Source organism: Pseudomonas sp. VS40 (assembly GCF_018587885.1).
In the GTDB taxonomy this organism is placed as follows: Bacteria; Pseudomonadota; Gammaproteobacteria; order Pseudomonadales; family Pseudomonadaceae; genus Aquipseudomonas; species Aquipseudomonas pergaminensis.
The window spans coordinates 383,464-405,055 of sequence record NZ_JAGYWD010000006.1 but is presented as its reverse complement, the minus strand read 5'-3'; the positions used below and the strand labels follow the sequence as shown (position 1 = coordinate 405,055).

28 protein-coding genes are annotated in these 21,592 nt (G+C 58.9%); 14 read left to right on the top strand and 14 right to left on the bottom strand.

What is annotated here, in order from left to right; genetic code table 11:
* Nucleotides 1–3 precede the first annotated feature (3 nt).
* Nucleotides 4–645 (top strand): pyroglutamyl-peptidase I, encoded by a 642-nt coding sequence (gene pcp, locus KHP07_RS20200; protein ID WP_214497879.1) that lies wholly within the window; start codon nucleotides 4–6, stop codon nucleotides 643–645.
* A 15-nt stretch (nucleotides 646–660) separates the two neighbouring features.
* Here the strand turns inward: pcp and KHP07_RS20195 are convergent, their stop codons facing one another.
* The 5 genes from KHP07_RS20195 to KHP07_RS20175 form a co-directional block, all read right to left on the bottom strand.
* Nucleotides 661–885 carry a hypothetical protein gene (locus KHP07_RS20195; protein WP_025857852.1) on the bottom strand — a complete coding sequence of 75 codons (225 nt, stop codon included), beginning with the start codon at nucleotides 883–885 and terminating at the stop codon, nucleotides 661–663.
* 124 nt (nucleotides 886–1,009) lie between these two features.
* Nucleotides 1,010–2,410: a heavy metal sensor histidine kinase gene (locus KHP07_RS20190; RefSeq protein WP_214497878.1), complete on the bottom strand. Its 1,401-nt coding sequence runs from the start codon at nucleotides 2,408–2,410 to the stop codon at nucleotides 1,010–1,012.
* Entirely contained in the window at nucleotides 2,407–3,078 is a 672-nt protein-coding gene (locus tag KHP07_RS20185) for a heavy metal response regulator transcription factor (protein ID WP_010209090.1), read from the bottom strand. Before KHP07_RS20185 ends, KHP07_RS20190 begins: the two co-directional genes overlap by 4 nt.
* A gap of 42 nt (nucleotides 3,079–3,120) precedes the next feature.
* Entirely contained in the window at nucleotides 3,121–3,366 is a 246-nt protein-coding gene (locus tag KHP07_RS20180; protein ID WP_046035329.1) for a DUF2790 domain-containing protein, read from the bottom strand.
* Nucleotides 3,367–3,477: 111 nt separating this feature from the next.
* Complete coding sequence (locus tag KHP07_RS20175; protein ID WP_214497877.1) at nucleotides 3,478–4,248, bottom strand: alpha/beta fold hydrolase; 771 nt, start codon at nucleotides 4,246–4,248, stop codon at nucleotides 3,478–3,480.
* A gap of 206 nt (nucleotides 4,249–4,454) precedes the next feature.
* Between KHP07_RS20175 and KHP07_RS20170 the strand changes: the two genes are divergently transcribed.
* On the top strand, nucleotides 4,455–5,132 hold the full coding sequence (locus KHP07_RS20170) for an HAD family hydrolase (protein ID WP_214497876.1): 678 nt from the start codon (nucleotides 4,455–4,457) through the stop codon (nucleotides 5,130–5,132).
* 19 nt (nucleotides 5,133–5,151) lie between these two features.
* Here KHP07_RS20170 and KHP07_RS20165 read toward each other — a convergent pair whose 3' ends face one another.
* From KHP07_RS20165 to csrA, 3 genes are all read right to left on the bottom strand, one after another.
* Entirely contained in the window at nucleotides 5,152–5,445 is a 294-nt protein-coding gene (locus KHP07_RS20165) for a DUF1652 domain-containing protein (RefSeq protein ID WP_078049402.1), read from the bottom strand.
* Nucleotides 5,446–5,539: 94 nt separating this feature from the next.
* A complete protein-coding gene (locus KHP07_RS29590; RefSeq protein WP_099492562.1) occupies nucleotides 5,540–5,776 on the bottom strand; it encodes a hypothetical protein in 237 nt (78 codons plus the stop codon).
* A 209-nt stretch (nucleotides 5,777–5,985) separates the two neighbouring features.
* Nucleotides 5,986–6,180: a carbon storage regulator CsrA gene (gene csrA, locus KHP07_RS20160; RefSeq protein WP_003192511.1), complete on the bottom strand. Its 195-nt coding sequence runs from the start codon at nucleotides 6,178–6,180 to the stop codon at nucleotides 5,986–5,988.
* Between the two features lie 262 nt (nucleotides 6,181–6,442).
* Here csrA and KHP07_RS20155 point away from each other — a divergent pair, with 262 nt between their 5' ends.
* Nucleotides 6,443–6,808 (top strand): SPOR domain-containing protein, encoded by a 366-nt coding sequence (locus KHP07_RS20155; RefSeq protein WP_032864195.1) that lies wholly within the window; start codon nucleotides 6,443–6,445, stop codon nucleotides 6,806–6,808.
* 31 nt (nucleotides 6,809–6,839) lie between these two features.
* Here the strand turns inward: KHP07_RS20155 and KHP07_RS20150 are convergent, their stop codons facing one another.
* The 3 genes from KHP07_RS20150 to KHP07_RS20140 form a co-directional block, all read right to left on the bottom strand.
* Nucleotides 6,840–7,529: an endonuclease gene (locus KHP07_RS20150; protein WP_078049398.1), complete on the bottom strand. Its 690-nt coding sequence runs from the start codon at nucleotides 7,527–7,529 to the stop codon at nucleotides 6,840–6,842.
* Between the two features lie 4 nt (nucleotides 7,530–7,533).
* Nucleotides 7,534–7,785 (bottom strand): DUF1654 domain-containing protein, encoded by a 252-nt coding sequence (locus KHP07_RS20145; protein ID WP_177409445.1) that lies wholly within the window; start codon nucleotides 7,783–7,785, stop codon nucleotides 7,534–7,536.
* A 242-nt stretch (nucleotides 7,786–8,027) separates the two neighbouring features.
* Nucleotides 8,028–9,116 carry an asparaginase gene (locus tag KHP07_RS20140; RefSeq protein WP_214497875.1) on the bottom strand — a complete coding sequence of 363 codons (1,089 nt, stop codon included), beginning with the start codon at nucleotides 9,114–9,116 and terminating at the stop codon, nucleotides 8,028–8,030.
* A gap of 562 nt (nucleotides 9,117–9,678) precedes the next feature.
* On the opposite strand from KHP07_RS20140, the gene KHP07_RS20135 reads away from it, so the two are divergent.
* Genes KHP07_RS20135 through KHP07_RS20105 form a run of 7 tightly spaced genes read left to right on the top strand, consistent with a single transcriptional unit; the run spans nucleotide 9,679 to nucleotide 16,642 of the window.
* Nucleotides 9,679–10,635, top strand: a complete 957-nt coding sequence (locus KHP07_RS20135; protein WP_214497874.1) for a sugar ABC transporter substrate-binding protein — start codon at nucleotides 9,679–9,681, stop codon at nucleotides 10,633–10,635.
* A 57-nt stretch (nucleotides 10,636–10,692) separates the two neighbouring features.
* Nucleotides 10,693–12,246: a sugar ABC transporter ATP-binding protein gene (locus KHP07_RS20130; RefSeq protein ID WP_058426259.1), complete on the top strand. Its 1,554-nt coding sequence runs from the start codon at nucleotides 10,693–10,695 to the stop codon at nucleotides 12,244–12,246.
* On the top strand, nucleotides 12,243–13,220 hold the full coding sequence (locus KHP07_RS20125; protein WP_010209107.1) for an ABC transporter permease: 978 nt from the start codon (nucleotides 12,243–12,245) through the stop codon (nucleotides 13,218–13,220). The genes KHP07_RS20130 and KHP07_RS20125 overlap by 4 nt, the downstream gene beginning before the upstream one ends.
* A 3-nt stretch (nucleotides 13,221–13,223) precedes the next feature.
* Nucleotides 13,224–14,246, top strand: coding sequence for a LacI family DNA-binding transcriptional regulator (locus KHP07_RS20120; RefSeq protein ID WP_078049395.1), 1,023 nt, complete (start codon nucleotides 13,224–13,226; stop codon nucleotides 14,244–14,246).
* Between the two features lie 23 nt (nucleotides 14,247–14,269).
* Nucleotides 14,270–15,187, top strand: coding sequence for a ribokinase (rbsK, locus tag KHP07_RS20115; protein WP_214497873.1), 918 nt, complete (start codon nucleotides 14,270–14,272; stop codon nucleotides 15,185–15,187).
* The gene (rbsD, locus tag KHP07_RS20110; RefSeq protein WP_078049393.1) at nucleotides 15,184–15,588 is read left to right on the top strand and encodes a D-ribose pyranase; all 405 of its coding nucleotides are present in this window, start codon (nucleotides 15,184–15,186) and stop codon (nucleotides 15,586–15,588) included. The genes rbsK and rbsD overlap by 4 nt, the downstream gene beginning before the upstream one ends.
* Nucleotides 15,589–15,613: 25 nt before the next feature.
* Nucleotides 15,614–16,642 carry a nucleoside hydrolase gene (locus tag KHP07_RS20105; RefSeq protein WP_078049392.1) on the top strand — a complete coding sequence of 343 codons (1,029 nt, stop codon included), beginning with the start codon at nucleotides 15,614–15,616 and terminating at the stop codon, nucleotides 16,640–16,642.
* A gap of 33 nt (nucleotides 16,643–16,675) precedes the next feature.
* Here the strand turns inward: KHP07_RS20105 and KHP07_RS20100 are convergent, their stop codons facing one another.
* Nucleotides 16,676–16,888, bottom strand: a complete 213-nt coding sequence (locus tag KHP07_RS20100) for a hypothetical protein (RefSeq protein WP_010209115.1) — start codon at nucleotides 16,886–16,888, stop codon at nucleotides 16,676–16,678.
* Between the two features lie 171 nt (nucleotides 16,889–17,059).
* Here KHP07_RS20100 and KHP07_RS20095 point away from each other — a divergent pair, with 171 nt between their 5' ends.
* On the top strand, nucleotides 17,060–17,368 hold the full coding sequence (locus KHP07_RS20095; RefSeq protein ID WP_071492213.1) for a hypothetical protein: 309 nt from the start codon (nucleotides 17,060–17,062) through the stop codon (nucleotides 17,366–17,368).
* 144 nt (nucleotides 17,369–17,512) lie between these two features.
* A complete protein-coding gene (locus tag KHP07_RS20090; protein WP_025857833.1) occupies nucleotides 17,513–17,833 on the top strand; it encodes an I78 family peptidase inhibitor in 321 nt (106 codons plus the stop codon).
* A 73-nt stretch (nucleotides 17,834–17,906) separates the two neighbouring features.
* On the opposite strand, the gene KHP07_RS20085 is transcribed toward KHP07_RS20090, so the two are convergent.
* Nucleotides 17,907–18,119 carry a cold-shock protein gene (locus KHP07_RS20085; protein ID WP_003234260.1) on the bottom strand — a complete coding sequence of 71 codons (213 nt, stop codon included), beginning with the start codon at nucleotides 18,117–18,119 and terminating at the stop codon, nucleotides 17,907–17,909.
* A 289-nt stretch (nucleotides 18,120–18,408) separates the two neighbouring features.
* Entirely contained in the window at nucleotides 18,409–18,723 is a 315-nt protein-coding gene (locus tag KHP07_RS20080) for a hypothetical protein (protein WP_016978147.1), read from the bottom strand.
* Between the two features lie 367 nt (nucleotides 18,724–19,090).
* On the opposite strand from KHP07_RS20080, the gene thrS reads away from it, so the two are divergent.
* Complete coding sequence (gene thrS / locus KHP07_RS20075) at nucleotides 19,091–21,013, top strand: threonine--tRNA ligase (protein ID WP_025857830.1); 1,923 nt, start codon at nucleotides 19,091–19,093, stop codon at nucleotides 21,011–21,013.
* On the top strand, nucleotides 21,013–21,564 hold the full coding sequence (gene infC / locus KHP07_RS20070; protein WP_169850653.1) for a translation initiation factor IF-3: 552 nt from the start codon (nucleotides 21,013–21,015) through the stop codon (nucleotides 21,562–21,564). Before thrS ends, infC begins: the two co-directional genes overlap by 1 nt.
* Nucleotides 21,565–21,592: the final 28 nt, after the last annotated feature.

The following is a 21,592-nucleotide window of genomic DNA, read 5'->3' as shown; positions in this document are numbered from 1 at the left end:
AGGATGCAAATCATACTGCTGACGGGGTTTGAACCCTTTGATCAAGACCCGGTGAACCCGTCCTGGGAAGCGGTGCGCCAACTGGACGGCGTGCCACTGGGCGTCGATGCGCAGATTGTTGCGCGCCGCCTGCCTTGTGCATTTGCCACCGCTGGCGAGCGCCTGAGTCAGTTGATCGACGAGCTGCGCCCAGCGATGGTGATCGCCACTGGCCTGGGGCCAGGGCGTAGCGATATCTCAGTCGAACGGGTGGCGATCAATATCAACGATGCACGCATCCCCGATAACCTCGGCGAGCAGCCAATCGATACGGCAGTGGTGGCTGACGGCCCGGCGGCGTATTTCACGACGCTTCCGATCAAGGCGATGGTCAAGGCCGTGCGCGAAGCGGGAATCGCGGCCTCGGTATCGCAGACGGCAGGGACGTTCGTGTGTAATCAGATTTTTTATCTGTTGCAGCATGCGCTCGTAGGGTCTGGGATACGCAGTGGGTTTATCCACGTACCGCTTTTGCCGGAACAGGTGGCGGGAGCACAGCGGCCCTCGATGGCGCTGGATACGATGGTCGCGGGATTGCAGACGGCTGTACTGACGGCGTGGCATACACCGGTGGACACGAAAGAAGCGGGCGGGCAAGTCAGCTGACCGGCCCGACGCTTCTCAAATTGCAAACAGTCGAGTGAGCCCGAAGGTGATGGCGCAGGCCAGGCCTGTCATTGCGAAGGCAGTGGCCACGTACCACTTGATAAGGTTCAGTTCAGTGGTTGCGAGGTCTGCCTTGGACGCGAAGTGCTTATCCATGGCGTCTGCCTTGCTCGAAACGGTGATCAGCTTCTCATTCATTTCAGCCAGCCCCTTTTCCAGTAAACCTAAACGTATTTCCATTTCCGAATCTCCATTTGTCGACGGTTGCCGGCTCTGCCTTGAGCCCCTTGGAAATGAGAATAGTGTGGCTTCAGTCCAACCGTAAGCGACAAACCTTTGCAAAATAACACTGGGCGTTCGCCGTTCAGTTTTCGCGTTTCGGAAAGTACAGCTCAAAACACGTCACCCCCGCATCACTGCTCACGCTGTAACGGCCGTTATGCAGTTGCATGATGGTCGCCACGATCGACAAGCCCAACCCATTGGACTGCGCCGAACGTTCCCGTGACTCATCCACCCGGTAAAACCGTTCGAACAGTCGCGGCAGGTGCTCGGCGGCGATGGTTTCGCCTCGATTGCTGACTCTCAGGTGAATGCCTTCGGCACTTGGAATCGCCCGGATCTCCAGTGTTGTCCCCGGCGCACCATATTTGACGGCGTTGGCGCACAGGTTCGCCAGCGCCCTGCGCAGCAGCATCGGTTCCGCCCAGATCATGCCGTCACCTTCGGCCTGAATGCTGATGTCCACATCACCCGCCAAACCCTCGAAGTACTCGGCGATGCGTTCCACCTCGTCCGCTGCGCAGAGTTCCTGGCGCTGGCGCAGGGCGCTGGCCGGGTCGGTTCGGGCCAGGAACAGCATGTTGTCGAGCATCCGCGCCAGGCGCTCAAGTTCTTCAACGTTGGACGCCAGCAGTTGCTGATAGCTCTCGATGCTGCGGTTCTGTTGCAGGGCGACCTGGGTTTCCCCCAGCAGGTTATTGATGGGCGTACGCAGCTCATGGGCCATGTCGGTGGACACCTGGCCCAGTTGCACAAAGCCCTTGGCCAGCCGCTCAAGCATGGTGTTGAACGAATCAATCATCGGCAGCAGCTCTTTCGGCGCGCCGTGGCTGTCGAGGCGTTCGGCAAGGTTGCCGACACCAATGCCCTGGGCATGCCGTGCCAGGCGGCGAAGCGGTAACAGCCCACGATGGACGAACAAGTAACCCACCACGGCCAGGATGATGGCGGCAATGCTCGCCAGGATATAAACGCTCAAGCGATAGCTGGCGAGCACGGCGGTGCGCTCGGTCATCAGGCGCCCCGTAGTCACTTGCAGGCTGCCCAGGTCACCGGAGTCGATGGACGCGGCCACGGTGGCGAGAGGTACGCCATTGATGCCGGGAAAATGGTGCACGTCGGCGAACGTCAGTTCATGGTGTTTGGGGACCGGCGGCACGGCAGGCAGCTCGATATTGCCGGGGTTGACCGTCAGCAATGGCTTCTGCCCTGGCGCGGCGATGCTCAGCACCGATTCGCGGTTGCCCAGCATGTTCTGGAACAGTTCCGGTTTGGTCTTGATCAGGTCCAGGGTGTTGCTGTCATTGAGCAAGTTGCGCAACTGATCGATGCGGTAGATCAACGCCGCGTCGTCACGCATGATCAATTCCCGCTCCAGCTCGCGATACAGTGCCACACCGAGGGTCGCCAGCAAGGCGAAGGCGAGCAGGGCGAAGATCAACGCCAGGCGCAGGGTCAGGGAGTAATGGCGAGGTTTGCTCATGGCTGGGTATCGAAGCGGTAGCCGATGCCGCGCACGCTGTGGATCAGTTTGAGCTGGAAAGGATCGTCGATTTTCAAGCGCAGTCGCCGCACGGCTACGTCTACCACGTTAGTGTCGCTGTCGAAGTTCATGTCCCACACTCGCGACGCGATCAGCGAGCGGGAGAGCACCTGGTCCTGATGAGTCGCGAACAGATGCAACAGGGCGAACTCTTTGTTGGTCAGGGTGATGCGGGTGCCGGCGCGGGTGACACGGCGCTTCAGTACATCGATTTGCAGGTCGGCGATTTGCAGTTGTTCCTCGTCCCGGCTCGGGCCGCGACGGGTCAGGGTACGCAAGCGTGCCACCAGTTCGGCGAAGGAAAACGGCTTGATCAGGTAATCATCGGCCCCCAGTTCCAGGCCCTTGATGCGGTCGGCAATGTCGTCGCGGGCCGTCAGGAAAAGCACCGGCGTATCGGCTTCCTTGCGCAGGCGGCGCAGCACTTCCCAGCCGTCCATTTTGGGCATCATCACGTCCAGCACGATCACGTCGAACGGCGTTTCCAGGGCTTGGTGCAAGCCGTCCACGCCGTCGCGGGCGAGGCTGACGGAGTAGCCCAATTCCTGCAGGCCATTGAGCAGGTAATTGCCTGCCTTGGGTTCGTCTTCGACTACGAGAATGTTCATGGGAAGTGCCCTGTTTCAATGCGTGGCGCAAGTGTAGCCCGATCAATTGTCACTGGCGCAACCAATGCCCTGGACCTGGTAGTCCAGCACGTGTTCGCGGCCCTGGCTGTCCAGGTAGTCGAGTCGTGCCGGGACGATGCCGCATTGACCGTAGGTGTCGGTGCTCGACAGCACTTTGGCCACATCCAGGTGTACGAAAAAGCCGGTCTTGTCGTGGATCACAGGTTCAGCAGCAAGCACGGAACCGGTCGCGAGCAAAGCGGCAAAGCCGAGGATAAACAGTTTCATGGTGGTATCTCTCTTAAAGGGTTGGCTGCCAGGTCGTGGCAGTGAGTTCACAGTAACCAGGCTCCCCGAACAGCCAACCAACAGGATGATGACAAATGTGTAATGCAGGACTCAGGGCTGACGGCCAGAGGCTTCGAGGATCAGGTCGGTGATTTCCTTGGCGTGGGACACCAGCGACAAGTGGCTCGAAGGCAGCTCGATGGTGGTGGCGTTCATGCGCTTGGCGAGGAAGCGCTCCAGGTCCGGGTTGATGGTCTGGTCATTTGCCGACACCGCGTACCAGGACGGCTTGGTGTGCCACGCGGCATTGACGGTGCGGCCGCTGAACAGGGTCTTGGTGATGGGTTGCTGCACGGCGTAGAGCTCGAGGGCCTTGGCGCGTGGCACATCGGCGGCAAAGTACTTGAGGAAGGCGTCCTGGCTCAGGGTGAGGTAGCCGCCGTGGTCTTCGACACCGGCGCGCACCGGCATGGTCGGGTACTTGGCCGAGAGCGCGACGAAGTCTTCGTTGGCATCCGGTGCACGCGCGGCGACGTACACCAGGGCGCTGACCTTGGGGTTGACCCCGGCGTCGCTGACCACGGTGCCGGCATAGGAATGGCCGACCAGCACCGTGGGGCCATCTTGTTGGTCAAGCACACGGTTGGTGGCGGCGACATCGTCGGCCACCGAGGTCAGGGGGTTCTGCACGGCCGTGACGTGCAGGCCAGCGGCCTGGAGACGGGTGATCACCTCGGACCAGCTTGAACCGTCAGCCCAGGAACCGTGCACCAGCACCACGTTATTGGCTTTGACCGGCGTGACGGTGCTCGCCATGGCGGTGCCGGTACCCAGCATCAACAGGCTGGCGGCGATCAGGCAGAGTTTACTTGCAGCTTTCATGGGGGACCCTTTTCATCAGTAGGAAGTAGCGTCATCCGATGTGGGTGACTGACGACTCCACTGTATGAAGTGAGGGTGCCGGCAAGACTTACAGCTTGATTACAAACCTGTAATGCAATCGCTGTCGGTAGCGTTTACAAGCAGCGAGGTGATCCGTAGATTGCATCGGGCCGATTATTTATTACAGCCCACGAGGAAGCCACGCAGTGTCCATCCGAGGTTCAGCCGTATTCAAGCGCCATTACCGTGCCTTTCTGTTTGATATGGATGGGACGTTGCTCAACTCCATCGCCGCCGCCGAGCGGGTATGGAGCATTTGGGCCGAACGCCACGGCCTGAATGTGGCGGCGTTCTTGAAGACCATTCACGGTGCCCGCGCGATCGATACCATCACGCGCCAGGCATTGCCCGGCGTCGATCCCGAGGTGGAGGCGCAATGGATTACCGAGGCTGAGCTCAATGATGTCGAGGGTGTTGTCGCGATTCCCGGTGCCGTCGATTTTCTGAACAGCCTGCCGGGCGACCAATGGGCGCTGGTCACGTCGGCACCCAGGGAACTGGCGTTGCGTCGACTGCAAGCGGCGGGCATTGCGCCGCCGGGGGTGCTGGTGACGGCAGAAGACGTTGCCATCGGCAAGCCGAACCCCGCGTGTTACGTGCTGGGCGCGCAACGCCTGGGCGTGCCGGTGCAGGAGTGCCTGGTGTTTGAAGATGCGGCGGTGGGTATTCGTGCGGGGGAGGCAGCCGGGGCGGACGTAATGGTGGTGACGTCGACGCATCACACGCCGATGGAGACCGAGCATCCTACGATTGCCGGGTACGCACACCTCAACGTACAGCGCGACGCGCAAGGCTTGTTGTGCGTGCAGAACCGAGCGGGCTGATACAAGAAGGCCGAGTTCCTTATCGGTCTCGGCCTTGTTCGGCGTTGGCTGGGGTGGTGGGCTGCATTCGATCATTGCGCATGCCCTGGCGTGACATCACCATTTCCCTGAGGATCTCATTGGCCAGCCGAGCAATGGCTTCCGGCCCGCGATAATGCGCGCGCACGATTCCCGTAATTGCGAAGTGGTCGGTTTCCGGGCCGCTGAGTACGGCTGAAAGGGTCCCGTCGGCGTGCAGGGTGCAGGTCACCTTATAGCTTGGCAGGCGGGCTGCCAGAGCAGATTCGATTTGGGATTTACTCAGGGTATCCATCTGTATCGGCGCCTTTGACTGGTCATGCATGTCCAAGCATAGGTCCTGCTGTGGCGCTGTAAATACCGGTTATCTGATAGCGAAACGCGTGGCATCAGCGTGCCGCTCGCTGGCTCAATCGACGCAGCACAGCTTTCTGGATAGGTTGGAGACAGAATAGGAACAGGTACCCGCAAAGCAGCAGCGCCAGGTCCAGCCAGGAATGGTCGGTAGCCTCAGCGCCCTCTATTGCATACCTCAAGCCATAAGCCAGCCCCATGAAGACCAGGCCTATCAATAAGGCGATCATCCATGACCTGTAGGCAAGTGGCGGTGTGGTCTTAGGCCTCATCAACGTGCTCCTGAATGCACACGGATAGCTGAGTGTCAGTCAAGAGATTCGGCCGTGTATGAAACAACAAGTTCCAGGCGTGAAGACAGTTTCATCTTTCCATGAAGATGTACTGGGGGAGCGTCCGTCACGCAACAACGACAAGAACAGTCTGAAGGAGTTTTCGCCAGCCGTTACCGTGAACGAAAGGGCTGGCTACTGAGGGGGCTTCAAGGTGTCTGGTTTTTGTCCGGAGCAGTCAAGCCAGCCTGGATACGCTGGTAGATTTCCTCGCGATGCACGGCAACATCCTTGGGTGCGTTGATGCCGATTCGTACTTGCTGGCCGCTGACGCCCAGGATGGTGATCGTGATGTCATCACCGATGTTTATGCTTTCACCAACTTTGCGGGTGAGTATAAGCATGGACTTCTCCTTGATTACTTTTAAGGACACATGTTTCAGACAGGGCAGGTGTCGGATGTGTGTAGCTTACTGCTAAGCGCTTCCCTGTGACTGCCTCTTTTAGGACGCATAGAGGCGACATTAATTCCCATGGCGGCATCATACAGGTCTGCGATACATGATTCGCATTGTTTAAGCCAACGTTTATGACGGCCAGAATAGACAGTGAATGATAAAGTCGCCTCTTTATCTTTGAAGGAGCAGGGCAGTGCGTAAAGTAGCGATGGCAATTGCGGTGTTGGCATTGGCCGGTTGCGGTGAAGGCAAAAGCGTCGATGCGCCGAAGGCCAAGCCTGCCGTGACTGAAAGCCAGCCTCAAACCGGCGCAATTGCCGCCCAGGAATGGGATATCCGGGTAGGCCCGCCCGACCACAAGCTGCAGGCAATCACCGACCTCACGGCCTGGTTGCTGGAACATGGTTTCAATTTTTATATCGTGAAGATGGACGGCAAGGATGAAGTCCTGCTGGGGCCGTTCGCATCCAAGGCGGAGGCCGAGGCCAAGCAGACGCTGCTTAACGAGAAGATGGCCCGGGCGAAGAAAACTGACACGGTGTCAGAGATCATTGAGCACAAGGCCGCCCAGTAATAGCCTGGCGGGGCGCGAGCCCCGCACACATTCAACCGCAGGCTTTAAGGTTCACCGGGCCGACAAATTCATTGCCGCGCCCCATCACACACGCCACGGTCTGGTTGCGCTGGCGTTCCCAGGCCTGCACCGGGTAGGTCTTGTTCCAGGCTTCGTACAACTGGCGATCCTGTTTTGACAGGCGTAAGCCGTACTGCTTGCTCATGTAGAAATACGTGCGGGCGATCATTCCCCGGATGGATGGGCGTGGCATCACCTTCTTGGCTTTGAAGTCCACCTGGGTCAGGCATGAGCCGTACTGCCCGCGTTGCACTGGCAGCCAGCCAAAACTGAAGTTGTTACGGTCCCCGTTGACCTCGCCGATGCTCGGCACCAGGTTGTGCAGGTCGGCTTCGGCACGCTTGAACACATCATCGTGGCGCGTGCAGTTCTTGCGCCCGCCATCTTGCCAGCACTGGCGCTGATGCCCGATCTGCCAGGCCGGTACAATGTGCTCCCATTCAATGCGCGCAGCGCGGTTGGCGTTTTTGCGCGGGATGTAGCCGCAGGCTTTCAAGTCCACGCGGTTGCCGGTGTATTTGCAGCCGCAATAGAACTCGGTGGATTGCGGGGCGTAGAGCTTCCAGGCAACTTTCTTGGCTTCGCTGAACGTTCGGGGTGCCTGGGCGTGGGCGGTAACGGCAAAAAACAGACAGCAAACAGCGATAAAACGGACGCTCATTAAATCAATCTTCCTTCGGTACAACCCAGAAAATCTGCACACCGCCGTCGTCCCGATAGGCGAGGGTGACGTTATCGTTCTCCGCGATTTCTTCCAGCAAACGCGCCCACTCATCCTCTGGTTCATCCGGCAAACGGAAGATCAAGGCTGCCTTGGCTTTCTGGGCATGGGTCGAGTTGATGATCTTTTGCACGCGGATGGCCAGGCGTTCATAGGCATCGGGCGGGGTTGGCACTGCGGAAGAGGACTTTGCCACGGAGTATTCCTTAATAAGCTGTACGCAAATACAGTATTTAACTGTAGGCGATTTCGCAACTGCTTAAACTTCAGGAAGTTCGTCTGACAGCAATTCAGGCAATTTTGTAGGGGCGGGGGAGGGGAGTTGTAGGTGCAAGCGTGCTCGCGAGAGGCTTGAGGGCGACGGGTTAAACCAGACGCATCGCATCATCGTTAACGACCTTCGCGAGCAAGCTCGCACCTACGGGGAAAAACTAGGGATCAATATTCCCAGAAAATCCGTTGCAGCTCTTTGCTGTCCTGGGTCTTGGTCATGGCGACCATGGCCAGGATGCGGGCTTTCTGCGGGTTCAGGTCAAGTGCAGCGACCCAATCGTATTTGTCGTCAGGCTGTTCGGCGTTGCGCAGGACCATACCGCCGGCATTCACGTGGGAAGAGCGAATGATCTGTACGCCTTGCTTACGCAGTTCCACCAGGGCAGGTACGACTTTGGAGGACACGGAGCCGTTGCCGGTACCAGCGTGGATGATGGCTTTGGCGCCGGCTTGAGCCAGGGCCTTGTAGGCGGTGTCGCTTACGTTGCCGTAGCCATAGGCGATCTCGACATCCGGCAGGCTCTTGATGTTCTTGATATCGAATTCCGAATCCATGGTGTGACGCTTGGCAGGCAGGCGGAACCAGTAGGATTTGCCTTCAACCACCATGCCCAGTGGGCCCCATGGGCTCTTGAACGCTTCGGTCTTGATATTGATCATCTTGCTGACGTCGCGACCCGACTGGATCTCGTCGTTCATGGTGACCAGCACGCCCTTGCCGCGTGCATCCTTGCTGCCGGCCACTGCCACAGCGTTGTACAGGTTGAGCATGCCGTCAGCCGACATGGCGGTGCCTGGGCGCATGGAACCGACCACCACGATCGGCTTATCGGTCTTCTCCACCAGGTTCAGGAAGTAGGCAGTTTCTTCCAGGGTGTCGGTGCCGTGGGTGATCACGATGCCGTCCACATCCTTGCTGTCGGCCAGTTCGGCGACGCGGCGACCCAGTTGCAGCAGGTTTTCATTGTTGATGCTTTCGGACGCAATTTGCATCACTTGCTCGCCACGCACATTGGCGATCTGGCTAAGCTCAGGAACACCGGCGATCAATTGCTCGATGCCGACTTTGGCGGCCTGGTAGGTGGCACTGTTGGCCGCGCTGGCGCCAGCGCCGGCAATGGTGCCGCCCGTGGCAAGGATCACGACGTTGGACAGTTTAGTCTTGGTTTCAGCTTCCTTTGCCTGGGCGGCAAGGGGGAACAGCAGCAGGAGGGCTAACGCGCCCGGAACAAAAGTCTTCAGTGCAGGTTTCATTATTTTTCTCTCTGGTTTTTGATGAGTGCTGTAGCAGGTTCATCTAGAACACCCGGGCGGTTCTGAATGCCACGAGGTGATGGAGTAGAGCAGGATCTATACCAGGCTGATCGTATTCGCGGTTAGAAAATAAATTACTGATTTATAACAAGTTATATTGTTTTTTGTGGGTGGCCGGTCGTGCAGGTGTCCGGCTTTCCGAACATCTGGCTGTATTGTGTTCGGATGTCCGAAAAAAGTGGCGCCAGGGGCTTGGAGATTGGCCGAGTGACACGAAGTTGCCTGTCGTTTTAGAGAACGACCGGCAGGGGGGGAATGTTTAATACGCCACTTTGCCAGGCGAGGGGGAGGGTTGGATAGCGTGGATGAAAGGCTGTTTTCAACCGTTGACAAATCTCGACAAGGTTCTCATAGTTTGACTAACGCAAACGTTTGCGAGATGTTTCACGGAACACGCCTGGAGTATCGTGACAGCTCGTATCAGCCACCCGGGTGGGAAGGCTGCCGAAGCGCTCTTCGGTGCAAGCGTTGCTCACAATAATCATAAGATCGGAGTGAACCCATGAAGCTGCCATTTGCTGGACGTCTTCTTGCTGTCGCTGTGCTTGCCGCCGCATCCGCTGCCCTGCCTCTCTCCTCTGCATTTGCTGATGATGCCGCCAAACCCAAGGTCGGCCTGGTCATGAAATCCCTCGCCAACGAATTCTTTGTCACCATGCAAGACGGTGCCAAGAAGTACCAGAAAGAACACGCCGCCGATTTCGACATGATCACTAACGGGATCAAGAACGAAACCGATACCAGCGCACAGATCGACATCGTCAACCAGATGATCCTCGCCAAGGTCAACGCCATCGTCATCGCACCTGCCGACTCCAAGGCGCTGGTCACCGTGCTGAAGAAAGCCTCGGACGCCGGCATCAAGGTCGTCAACATCGACAACCGCCTGGACCCGGATGTGCTCAAGAGCAAGAATCTCGATATTCCGTTCGTAGGCCCGGACAACCGCAAAGGCTCCAAGTTGGTGGGCGACTACCTGGCCAAGCAACTGGCCTCGGGTGACAAGGTTGGCATCATCGAAGGTGTGCCGACGACCACCAACGCCCAGCAACGTACCGCAGGCTACAAGGATGCGATGGACGCTGCCGGCATGAAGATCGTTTCCACTCAGTCCGGCAACTGGGAAATCGACCAGGGCCAGAAAGTGGCATCCGCCATGCTGAGCGAGTACCCGGACCTCAAGGCGCTGTTGGCCGGTAACGACAACATGGCCCTGGGCGCGGTCTCCGCCGTGCGTGCGGCCGGCAAGGCTGGCAAGGTGCTGGTCGTAGGCTACGACAACATCGAAGCCATCAAGCCGATGCTGCAGGACGGCCGTGTACTGGCGACCGCCGACCAGGCGGCTGCCCAGCAAGCCGTGTTCGGTATCCAGAATGCGCTCAAGCTGGTCAAGGGTGAGAAAGTCGATGCCAAAGATGGCGTGATCGAAACCCCGGTCGAACTCGCCCTCAAGAAGTAATCCTGGCAGCACCCAACAGCGCCCGCTCGTCCTGAGCGGGCGCCTGGAGATTTTCCTATGTCATCTTCCGCCCCGAACGCTGTCCTCTCGGTCAGCGGTATCGGCAAGACCTATGCCCAGCCGGTTCTGTCCGACATCACCCTGACGCTCAATCGCGGGGAAGTGCTGGCGCTGACCGGTGAGAACGGTGCAGGCAAAAGTACCTTGTCGAAGATCATCGGCGGGCTGGTCACACCGACCACCGGGCACATGCAGTTCAATGGCCAGGATTTCCGCCCTGGCAGCCGCACCCAGGCCGAAGAGCTGGGCGTGCGCATGGTCATGCAGGAGCTCAACCTGCTGCCGACCCTGACCGTCGCCGAGAACCTGTTCCTGGACAACCTGCCCAGCCACTGTGGCTGGATTAGCCGAAAGCAACTGCGCAAGGCCGCGATCGAGGCCATGGCCCAGGTCGGCCTGGACGCCATCGACCCCGATACGCTGGTTGGCAGCCTGGGTATTGGTCATCAGCAGATGGTCGAAATCGCCCGCAACCTGATCGGCGATTGTCACGTACTGATCCTCGACGAACCCACGGCCATGCTCACGGCGCGTGAAGTCGAGATGCTGTTTGAACAAATCACGCGCCTGCAGGCCCGGGGCGTGGCGATCATTTATATTTCGCACCGGCTGGAAGAGCTGGCCCGTGTTGCCCAACGTATTGCGGTACTGCGTGACGGCAAGCTGGTCTGTGTCGAGCCGATGGCCAACTACAACAGCGAGCAACTGGTCACCTTGATGGTCGGTCGCGAGCTGGGCGAACACATCGACCTGGGCCCGCGCTCCATTGGTGGTCCAGCCCTGACGGTAAAAGGCCTCACTCGCTCGGACAAGGTCCGCGATGTGTCCTTCGAGGTGCGCGCGGGTGAGATCTACGGTATCTCCGGCCTGATCGGTGCGGGGCGTACTGAGTTGTTGCGGCTGATCTTTGGCGCCGACCTGGCCGACAGCGGTACTGTGGCGCTTGGTTCGCCAGCCCAGGTCGTGAGCATCCGCTCGCCCGTGGACGCGGTAGGCCATGGCATTGCCCTGATCACCGAAGACCGCAAGGGTGAAGGCCTGTTGCTGACCCAGTCCATCAGCGCCAACATTGCCCTGGGTAATATGCCGGAGATCTCCGGCGGTGGCGTGGTCAACAGCCGCGACGAAACCGCCCTGGCCAAGCGTCAGATCGACGCCATGCGCATCCGCAGTTCCAGTCCGGCGCAGTTGGTTTCCGAATTGTCCGGCGGCAACCAGCAGAAGGTGGTGATTGGCCGCTGGCTGGAGCGCGACTGCTCGGTGATGCTGTTCGATGAGCCAACCCGCGGCATCGACGTGGGTGCCAAGTTCGATATTTATGCCTTGCTGGGCGAGTTGACCCGCCAGGGCAAAGCGCTGGTGGTGGTGTCCAGTGATCTGCGTGAACTCATGCTGATCTGCGACCGCATCGGTGTGTTGTCTGCCGGGCGCTTGATCGAGACGTTCGAGCGCGACAGCTGGACCCAAGACGAATTGCTCGCCGCCGCCTTCGCCGGCTATCAGAAACGTGATGCGCTGCTCAACGACGCAGTGCTTAGGGATACCCCATGAAAACCACAACTTCCCCCGGCAAGACTGGCGGCAACTTCTACGGCCTGGGCACCTACCTGGGCTTGGCGGGTGCTTTGCTGGCGATGATTGCGCTGTTCTCGGTGCTCAGCGATCACTTCCTGTCCTATGACACCTTCAGCACCCTTGCTAACCAGATACCGGACTTGATGGTGCTGGCGGTGGGCATGACCTTCATCCTGATCATCGGCGGAATCGACCTATCGGTGGGCTCGGTGCTGGCACTGGCGGCGTCGGCGGTCAGCGTAGCGATTCTCGGCTGGGGCTGGAGCGTATTGCCGGCGGCCGTGCTGGGCATGGGCTGCGCGGCATTGGCCGGTACCATCACCGGCTCGATCACCGTGGCCTGGCGCATTCCGTCGTTTATCGTGTCCCTGGGCGTGCTGGAAATGGCCCGTGGCGTGGCGTACCAAATGACCGGCTCGCGTACCGCTTACATCGGTGATTCGTTTGCCTGGCTGTCCAACCCGATTGCCTTTGGTATCTCGCCGTCATTCATCATCGCCTTGCTGGTGATCATCGCCGCGCAGCTGGTATTGACCCGCACTGTGTTTGGTCGTTACCTGATTGGTATCGGCACCAACGAAGAGGCCGTGCGCTTGGCCGGGATCAATCCCAAGCCCTACAAGATCCTGGTGTTCAGCCTCATGGGCCTGCTGGCCGGTGTGGCCGCGCTGTTCCAGATTTCGCGCCTGGAAGCGGCGGACCCGAACGCCGGTTCCGGCCTGGAACTGCAAGTGATTGCAGCCGTGGTGATCGGCGGCACCAGCCTGATGGGCGGGCGCGGCTCGGTGATCAGTACCTTTTTTGGTGTGTTGATTATTTCGGTATTGGCGGCTGGCCTGGCGCAGATCGGTGCCACGGAACCCACGAAACGCATCATCACGGGTGCCGTGATCGTGATCGCCGTGGTCCTCGATACCTACCGCAGCCAGCGCGCCAGTCGGCGAGGCTGAACCATGGCAACGATCAAGGATGTGGCAGCGCTTGCAGGTATTTCCTACACGACGGTGTCCCATGTGGTGAACAAGACGCGCCCGGTCAGTGAACCGGTGCGCATCAAGGTTGAGGCGGCGATCAAGCAACTCGACTACGTGCCCAGTGCCGTCGCGCGTTCGCTCAAGGCCAAGACCACGGCCACCATCGGTCTGCTGGTGCCCAACAGCCTCAACCCGTATTTTGCGGAACTGGCCCGCGGCATCGAGGATTACTGCGAGCGTAACGGTTACTGCGTGATCCTCTGCAACTCCGACGACAACGCTGAAAAGCAGCGCAGCTATTTGCGCGTATTGCTGGAAAAGCGCATCGACGGCTTGATCGTGACCTCGGTCGGCGGCGACGACAGCGGCCTTGCCGCTGGGTTGAGCGCGGTACGCACGCCCATGGTGATCGTCGACCGGGCGCTGGATGGTATTGATGTGGACCTGGTGCGTATCGATCACGAGGAGGGCGCCTACCTGGCGACCCGGCACTTGCTCGAACTCGGTCATCGCGACATTGCTTGCATCGGCGGCCCTGCCCATACCCGTGTCGCGCAAATGCGTCTGGCGGGGTATCACCGCGCATTACGCGAGGCGGGCGTGGAAGTGGCGGCCAATCGCATCCAGGAAAGCGACTTTACCAGCACCGGCGGGTATGCCGCCGCGGTGCAGCTGCTGGCGCACAACCCGCCGAGTGCCATTTTTGCCAGCAACGACATGATTGGTTTCGGTGTGTTGCGCGCCGCAGCAGAGCGCAATATCCGTGTGCCGGGCGAGCTCTCGGTGATCGGTTTCGATGACATTCAAATGGGCCGTTACGTCTACCCGGCGTTGACCACGGTCGGGCAGTCGATCGTGCAGTTGGGCGAGACGGCGGCCGAACTTTTACTGCGAAGAATTGCGACACCCCAACTGCCGATCGATCAACGCATCGTGACGCCGAGCATCGTATTGCGTGAGTCGACGGCGCCTGTCGCCGGTACGTTCGCCCAATACCGCTGAACCGAATTGATGAGTACTGATGTATGCCAGCAAAAGTAGTGGTAGTAGGCAGCTTGAACATGGACCTGGTGACTCGCGCGAGCCGGTTGCCGCGTGCCGGTGAAACCTTGATCGGGCAGACGTTCTCCACCGTGCCCGGCGGCAAGGGCGCGAACCAGGCGGTAGCCTCCGCACGCCTGGGTGCCGATGTGTCGATGATTGGCTGTGTCGGTACCGATGCCTACGGCACCCAATTGCGTGACGCGTTGACGGTGGAGGGCATCGATTGCCAGGCCGTCAGTACCGTGGACGGTTCCAGTGGCGTGGCCCTGATCGTGGTCGATGACAGCAGCCAGAACGCGATTGTGATTGTGGCAGGCAGTAACGGCGAACTGACACCTGCCTCGTTGCAGGCGTTTGACGCGGTGCTGCAAGCGGCTGACGTGATCGTTTGCCAGTTGGAAGTGCCGATGAATACGGTGGGCTACGCCCTCAAGCGCGGTCGTGAGCTGGGCAAGACGGTGATCCTCAACCCGGCACCGGCCAGCGCACCGTTGCCGGCTGAGTGGTATGCCTCGATCGACTACCTGATCCCCAATGAAAGCGAGGCCACCGCACTGAGTGGCGTGACGGTCGACTCCATTGACAGCGCCAAGGCGGCGGCGACCCAACTGATCCAGGCGGGCGCCGGCAAAGTCATCATCACCCTGGGGGCTCAAGGCGCGTTGTTCACTGACGGCCAGGTCTTTGAGCACCTGCTGGCGCCAAAGGTCAAGGCGGTCGACACCACGGCCGCGGGCGACACCTTCGTCGGCGGCTTTGCGGCGGCACTGGCCAATGGCAAAAGCGAGGCCGAGGCCATCCGTTTTGGCCAGGTCGCGGCGGCGCTGTCAGTCACCCGTGCCGGCGCGCAACCCTCTATTCCAACGCTGCACGACGTACAAGGTTTTGTGCCCTCATGAAAAAGACACCTCTGCTCAATATCGCCCTGTCGCGTGTCATCGCCTCGCTTGGGCATGGTGACATCCTGGTGATCGGCGACGCTGGCCTGCCAGTCCCGCCGGGCGTCGAATTGATCGACCTGGCGTTGACCCAGGGTATCCCGGACTTCATCAGCACCTTGCGTATCGTACTCAGCGAAATGCAGGTGGAGCGCCATGTGCTGGCAGAAGAGATCCTGCTCAAGCAACCACCGGCGCTGGCCGAGCTCAATACGCTCACAGAGCAGGCGGCCCTCGGTGAGCGGCGCCTGGTCAGTCATGAGGAGTTCAAGCAGCTCAGCCACAAGGCACGCGCCGTGGTGCGCACCGGCGAATGCCAGCCTTACTGCAATATCGCGCTGGTGTCCGGCGTAACGTTCTAGCGTTCTCAACGACAAGGAGTGTTTTATGCAATATGGTCTTCCCACCCTGAAAAACCTGTTCCGGAGTGTTCTGCTTTTGTCCGCACTCACTGCTGCAAGCGCCCAGGCGGCGGAAAAAATCGACCTGATCATCGACACCGACCCAGGCGCCGATGATGTGGTGGCGCTGCTGTTTGCCATGGCCTCTCCGGAGGAACTGAACATTCGTGCGCTGACCACCGTCGCCGGCAACGTGCGCCTGGACAAGACTTCCCGCAATGCACGCCTGGCCCGCGAGTGGGCAGGGCGCGAGGACATCCCGGTGTACGCGGGGGCGCCGGCGCCACTGCTGCGCACGCCGATCTATGCCGAGAATATCCATGGCAAGGAAGGTATTTCCGGCGTCACCGTGCATGAGCCGAAAAAGGGCTTGGCTGAAGGTAATGCCGTTGATTACCTGATCAAGACCCTCACCACCGCCAAGCCTCACAGCATCACTATCGCCATGCTCGGTCCGCAGACCAACCTGGCGCTGGCGCTGACCCAGGCACCGGAAATCACCCAGGGCATCAAGGAAGTGGTGGTGATGGGCGGCGCGCACTTCAATGGCGGCAATATCACACCGGTGGCGGAGTTCAACCTGTTCGCCGACCCGGTTGCGGCTGAGATTGTGCTCAAGAGCGGTGTCAAGCTGACCTACCTGCCGCTGGACGTGACCCACAAGGTACTGACCAGCGAAGCCCGCCTGAAAAAGATCGCCGACCTCAAGAACAACGCAAGCAAGGTTGTTGGCGATATCCTCAATGAATACGTCAAGGGCGACATGGAGCACTACGGTATTCCAGGCGGTCCTGTGCATGACGCTACCGTCGTTGCTTACCTGCTCAAGCCATCGCTGTTCAGCGGCCGTGAAGTCAACGTGGTGGTGGACAGCCGTGAAGGCCCGACCTTCGGCCAGACGATCGTCGACTGGTACGATGGCCTGAAACAACCGAAGAATGCGTTCTGGGTAGAAAACGGTGATGCCCAAGGCTTCTTCGATCTGCTGACCGAGCGCCTGGCGCGCCTGAAGTAACGTGTTGACCGGTCGGCGTTCGCCGGCCGGTTCTTATTCGCGCTCGGGGTCGTGTGCGCCCATGTGATCGGCCGGATATTTCTCGAATATCTGGCCGATGAACGCTTGTGCCGCTTGTGTACCTAGCTCCTTGACCAGCAGGTCGATACCAATGATCGCCAATTCCTCTGGGCTTCCAGGGCTGTAGGAGCTCTGTCCTTGGGGCCACTTGGCTTTGATGTCGGCTTGGAGCGTTACGGTGGTCATGACTGTCTCACGGGGCTGGAAGTACTGGGCAATGCGCTGGAACGCGGTTCTTACCAGCCCAGTTAACCATTTTGTATCGGGTTTGGCACTGATACTTAGGCATGAGGCGATTCGGAATGACGGCGGCGCTGTGCGACACTGTCCGCCTGTTTAATTGCCGGGGAACACCACGTGCAGATCGACTTGAACAACCCCGAGAACCTGACGCTGGCGAATGTGCGCCAGCTTCTCGCCAGTGCCAGTGACGACGAACATGCCCAACTGCGGGTGACCAAGGCCGGGATCGCCTACATCTCCTCAGGGAGGGTCGTGGGTGGCGTGGACATCGACGGGCTGCTCTTTCGCCTGGAGACCTGGGCCAAGGGGTCCGGGTACGTAGGCAATGTGGCCGCCAGCGACGAAGTCTGGGTGACGCAGATTTTCAATGCGCTGAAGGAAAACTGGCCGAAGCCGGCGTTCGACTACATCGACATCTACTGAATACATTCATATCTGGTCACGATTGACCGGGCGAATGCCTGCCGAGAGTCAGGCAGACTTGCCAAGCGGCGGTTTACGTCTTGAAACCAATCCGCCCAATCGCTGTCGCACGATCTCTGTCCATTTTTTATCATAGGAGGCTTCATGCCTTGGAAGCTCGCATCATTCGGTACTTTGTTGGCAGCACTCGCGTTGGCGGGTTGCAGCACCCCGGGTGCCTCTGAGCCAGCCAAAGACGCCGCCGTGGCCGATGCCGGTCATAGCCGCTGTGAGTCGAAGGCCGCCGAATTCACGATCGGCCAGAAAGCTTCGCCCCAGTTGCTGGAGCAGGCACGCACCCGTGCCGGTGCGCAGAACGCACGCATCCTCAAGCCCAACGACATGATTACCCTGGAATACCGCTCCGACCGCCTGAACCTGAACACCGATGACAACCTGGTGATCACGCGGGTCAACTGCGGCTAAGTCATTCAAGGCTTTTGCAGTGCCCATAAAAAACCCCGTCACATGGACGGGGTTTTTTTAGCTCAGCGGAGAATTACTCGCCGCGAACCTGTGCAGCTTGCATACCCTTTTGGCCTTTCTCAGCCACGAAGGAAACGGTTTGGCCTTCTTTCAGGCTTTTGAAACCGTCGCTTTCGATAGCTTTGAAGTGTACGAACAGGTCGTCACCGCCACCTTGAGGAGTGATGAAGCCGAAGCCTTTTTCATCGTTGAACCATTTAACGGTGCCGGTTTGGCGATTAGACATGGTGTATCTCCAAGAAACATATATTTTCAGTAGTGCTGTGCTGCTCAGGCCAACTGGGCACACCGGGCTATCATAGTCGAAATGTTCGGCTTGGGAGCCCCCCCAAGGCATTGTTTGCTAATCAATAGCGTTGCGTTTAGTACCGTTTTCGGCTGGAAGCCCCGATCTACGGGGCTTTGGCTCGAAATATCAACTGGTAAAAAAAGCCGTAAAAGCTGCGTAATTTGTGAGAAATGGCAGTTTTCGGGCTGTTTTACCCGTGAAAAAGCCGTGTGATCAGTGGCAGATCTTACTTTTTCTTCACGACTTTGCAGGACGAAATAGCCGCGACAGCTTTGTTTTTAAGCTCTGGGCTGGCGTTCTGGTTGGTCATGAGCTCTTTGATTTCGGCGGTGCTCAATTCAGCGTTGATCTTGTCGGCGCCACATTCGCAGTGGGCTTTGGCAGTTTTGACGTCTACGTTCTGGCTGGCAGCTGCGCTGCAATCGCTGACGAAGCTGTCGCGAGCACCGGCTGGCCAGTTCGACGGGGCTGCTGCCTGCGCGCCGAGGGAAAGGAGGGTCAGGGAAGCGGCGAGAGCGAGGGTAGAGGTAAAACGCATCATGAGGATGCTCCTTTGGGTCGAGGACGAACGGCGATTCTCAGTGGGTTTGAGGCATTGCGTACAGCTCAAGTTCACTTTTGCAGCTATAAAGGCCGGATTTTGTCGTTACGCAAGATAGCAGCGCCGCGATGACCGTTCATCTGTGCTAGCATCTTGCGCTTGGCTATCTTCAGGCGTGCCAATTGCCGCCTTGCCAGGTTCTTTTTAGCTCACTCCAGTCACTCTGGTTCGATTATCGGTTGGCCGAAAGGCTCCTGCCGCTGTAAGGCAGGCGTTCATCACTGAACGGCCTGGTGTTGGATCTTGTACTGGCTCATCCCAACCCACGTGACCTTTGGTAGGGGTCACCACTAGGAGAGGAGGCGCCATGCCAACTATTACTCTTCCCGACGGCAGTCAACGTTCATTCGATCATTCGGTTTCCGTAGCCGAGGTCGCCGCATCCATTGGTGCAGGCCTGGCCAAGGCCACCGTGGCCGGCAAGGTCGACGGCAAGCTCGTCGACGCCAGCGACCTGATCACCAGCGACGCCAGCCTGCAAATCATCACGCCCAAGGATCAAGAGGGGCTGGAGATCATTCGCCACTCTTGCGCGCACCTGATTGGCCATGCGGTCAAGCAGCTGTACCCCACCGCGAAGATGGTAATCGGCCCGGTCATTGAAGAAGGCTTCTATTACGACATCGCCTACGAGCGTCCTTTTACCCCGGACGACCTGGCTGCCATTGAGCAGCGCATGCACGCGCTGATCGAAAAAGATTACGACGTGATCAAGAAAGTCACGCCGCGCGCCGAAGTGATCGACGTGTTCACCGCCCGTGGCGAAGACTACAAGCTGCGCCTGGTGGAAGACATGCCGGACGAGCAGGCCATGGGCCTGTACTACCACGAAGAATACGTCGACATGTGCCGTGGCCCGCACGTGCCGAACACGCGCTTCCTCAAATCGTTCAAGCTGACCAAGCTGTCCGGTGCCTACTGGCGTGGCGATGCGAAAAACGAGCAACTGCAGCGAATCTACGGCACTGCGTGGGCTGACAAGAAGCAGCTGGCGGCCTACATCCAGCGTATCGAAGAAGCCGAGAAACGCGACCATCGCAAGATCGGCAAGCGCCTGAACCTGTTCCACCTTCAGGAAGAAGCACCGGGCATGGTGTTCTGGCACCCGAACGGCTGGACCCTGTACCAAGTGCTCGAGCAGTACATGCGCAAGGTTCAACGCGAAAACGGCTACCTGGAGATAAAGACGCCTCAGGTCGTTGACCGCAGCCTGTGGGAGAAATCCGGGCACTGGGCCAACTACGCCGACAACATGTTCACCACCCAGTCGGAAAACCGCGACTACGCCATCAAGCCGATGAACTGCCCATGCCACGTGCAGGTGTTCAACCAAGGCCTGAAGAGCTACCGCGAGTTGCCAATGCGCCTGGCCGAGTTCGGTGCCTGTCACCGTAACGAACCATCGGGTGCGCTGCACGGCATCATGCGCGTGCGTGGCTTCACCCAGGACGACGCCCACATCTTCTGCACCGAAGAGCAGATGCAGGCTGAATCCGCCGCGTTCATCAAGCTGACCATGGATGTTTACCGCGATTTCGGCTTTACCGAAGTCGAAATGAAACTGTCCACTCGTCCGGAAAAACGCGTCGGCTCCGACGAACTGTGGGACCGCGCCGAAGCTGCACTGGCTGCAGCGCTGGACAGTGCGGGGCTTGCGTACGACCTGCAACCGGGTGAGGGCGCGTTCTACGGTCCGAAGATCGAGTTCTCGTTGAAAGATTGCCTTGGCCGCGTCTGGCAGTGTGGTACCCTGCAGCTCGATTTTAACCTGCCGATCCGTCTGGGAGCCGAATACGTCTCCGAAGACAACAGCCGTAAACACCCGGTTATGCTGCACCGGGCGATCCTCGGCTCGTTCGAACGGTTCGTCGGGATCCTGATCGAGCACTACGAGGGTGCATTCCCTGCGTGGCTGGCTCCGACCCAGGCAGTGATCATGAATATCACTGATAAACAGGCAGATTTTGCCGCTGAAGTTGAAAAAACACTCAACGAAAGCGGATTTCGTGCCAAGTCCGACTTGAGAAATGAAAAGATCGGCTTTAAAATCCGCGAGCATACTTTGCTCAAGGTTCCCTATCTTTTGGTTATCGGAGATCGGGAAGTCGAGATGCAGACTGTCGCTGTGCGTACTCGTGAAGGTGCTGACCTGGGCTCGATGCCCGTCGCCCAGTTCGCTGAGTTCCTCGCGCAAGCGGTTTCCCGGCGTGGTCGCCCAGATTCGGAGTAATTATTATTAAGCGTGAAATGAGACAAGATAAACGAGCTGCACCGAAAGCCCCGATCAACGAGAATATCTCGGCACGCGAGGTTCGGTTAATTGGCGCTGACGGCGAGCAGATTGGCATCGTCTCGATTGATGAAGCGCTTCGTATCGCTGAAGAGTCCAAATTGGACCTGGTGGAAATCTCCGCCGACGCAGTCCCGCCTGTTTGCCGGGTGATGGACTACGGCAAGTCGATCTTCGAAAAGAAGAAGCAGATTGCTGCGGCGAAGAAGAACCAGAAGCAGATTCAAGTAAAAGAAATCAAGTTTCGTCCAGGGACGGAGGAAGGGGATTACCAGGTAAAACTGCGCAACCTGGTACGTTTCCTGAGTGATGGGGACAGGGCCAAGGTATCCTTGCGATTCCGCGGCCGTGAGATGGCCCACCAGGAGCTGGGGATGGAACTCCTCAAGCGGGTTGAAGCTGACCTGCTCGAGTACGGTTCCGTCGAACAGCATCCTAAGATGGAAGGACGCCAGCTGATCATGGTCATCGCCCCGAAAAAGAAGAAGTAATCAACAGGGCACGGCAGGCCTTCTGATT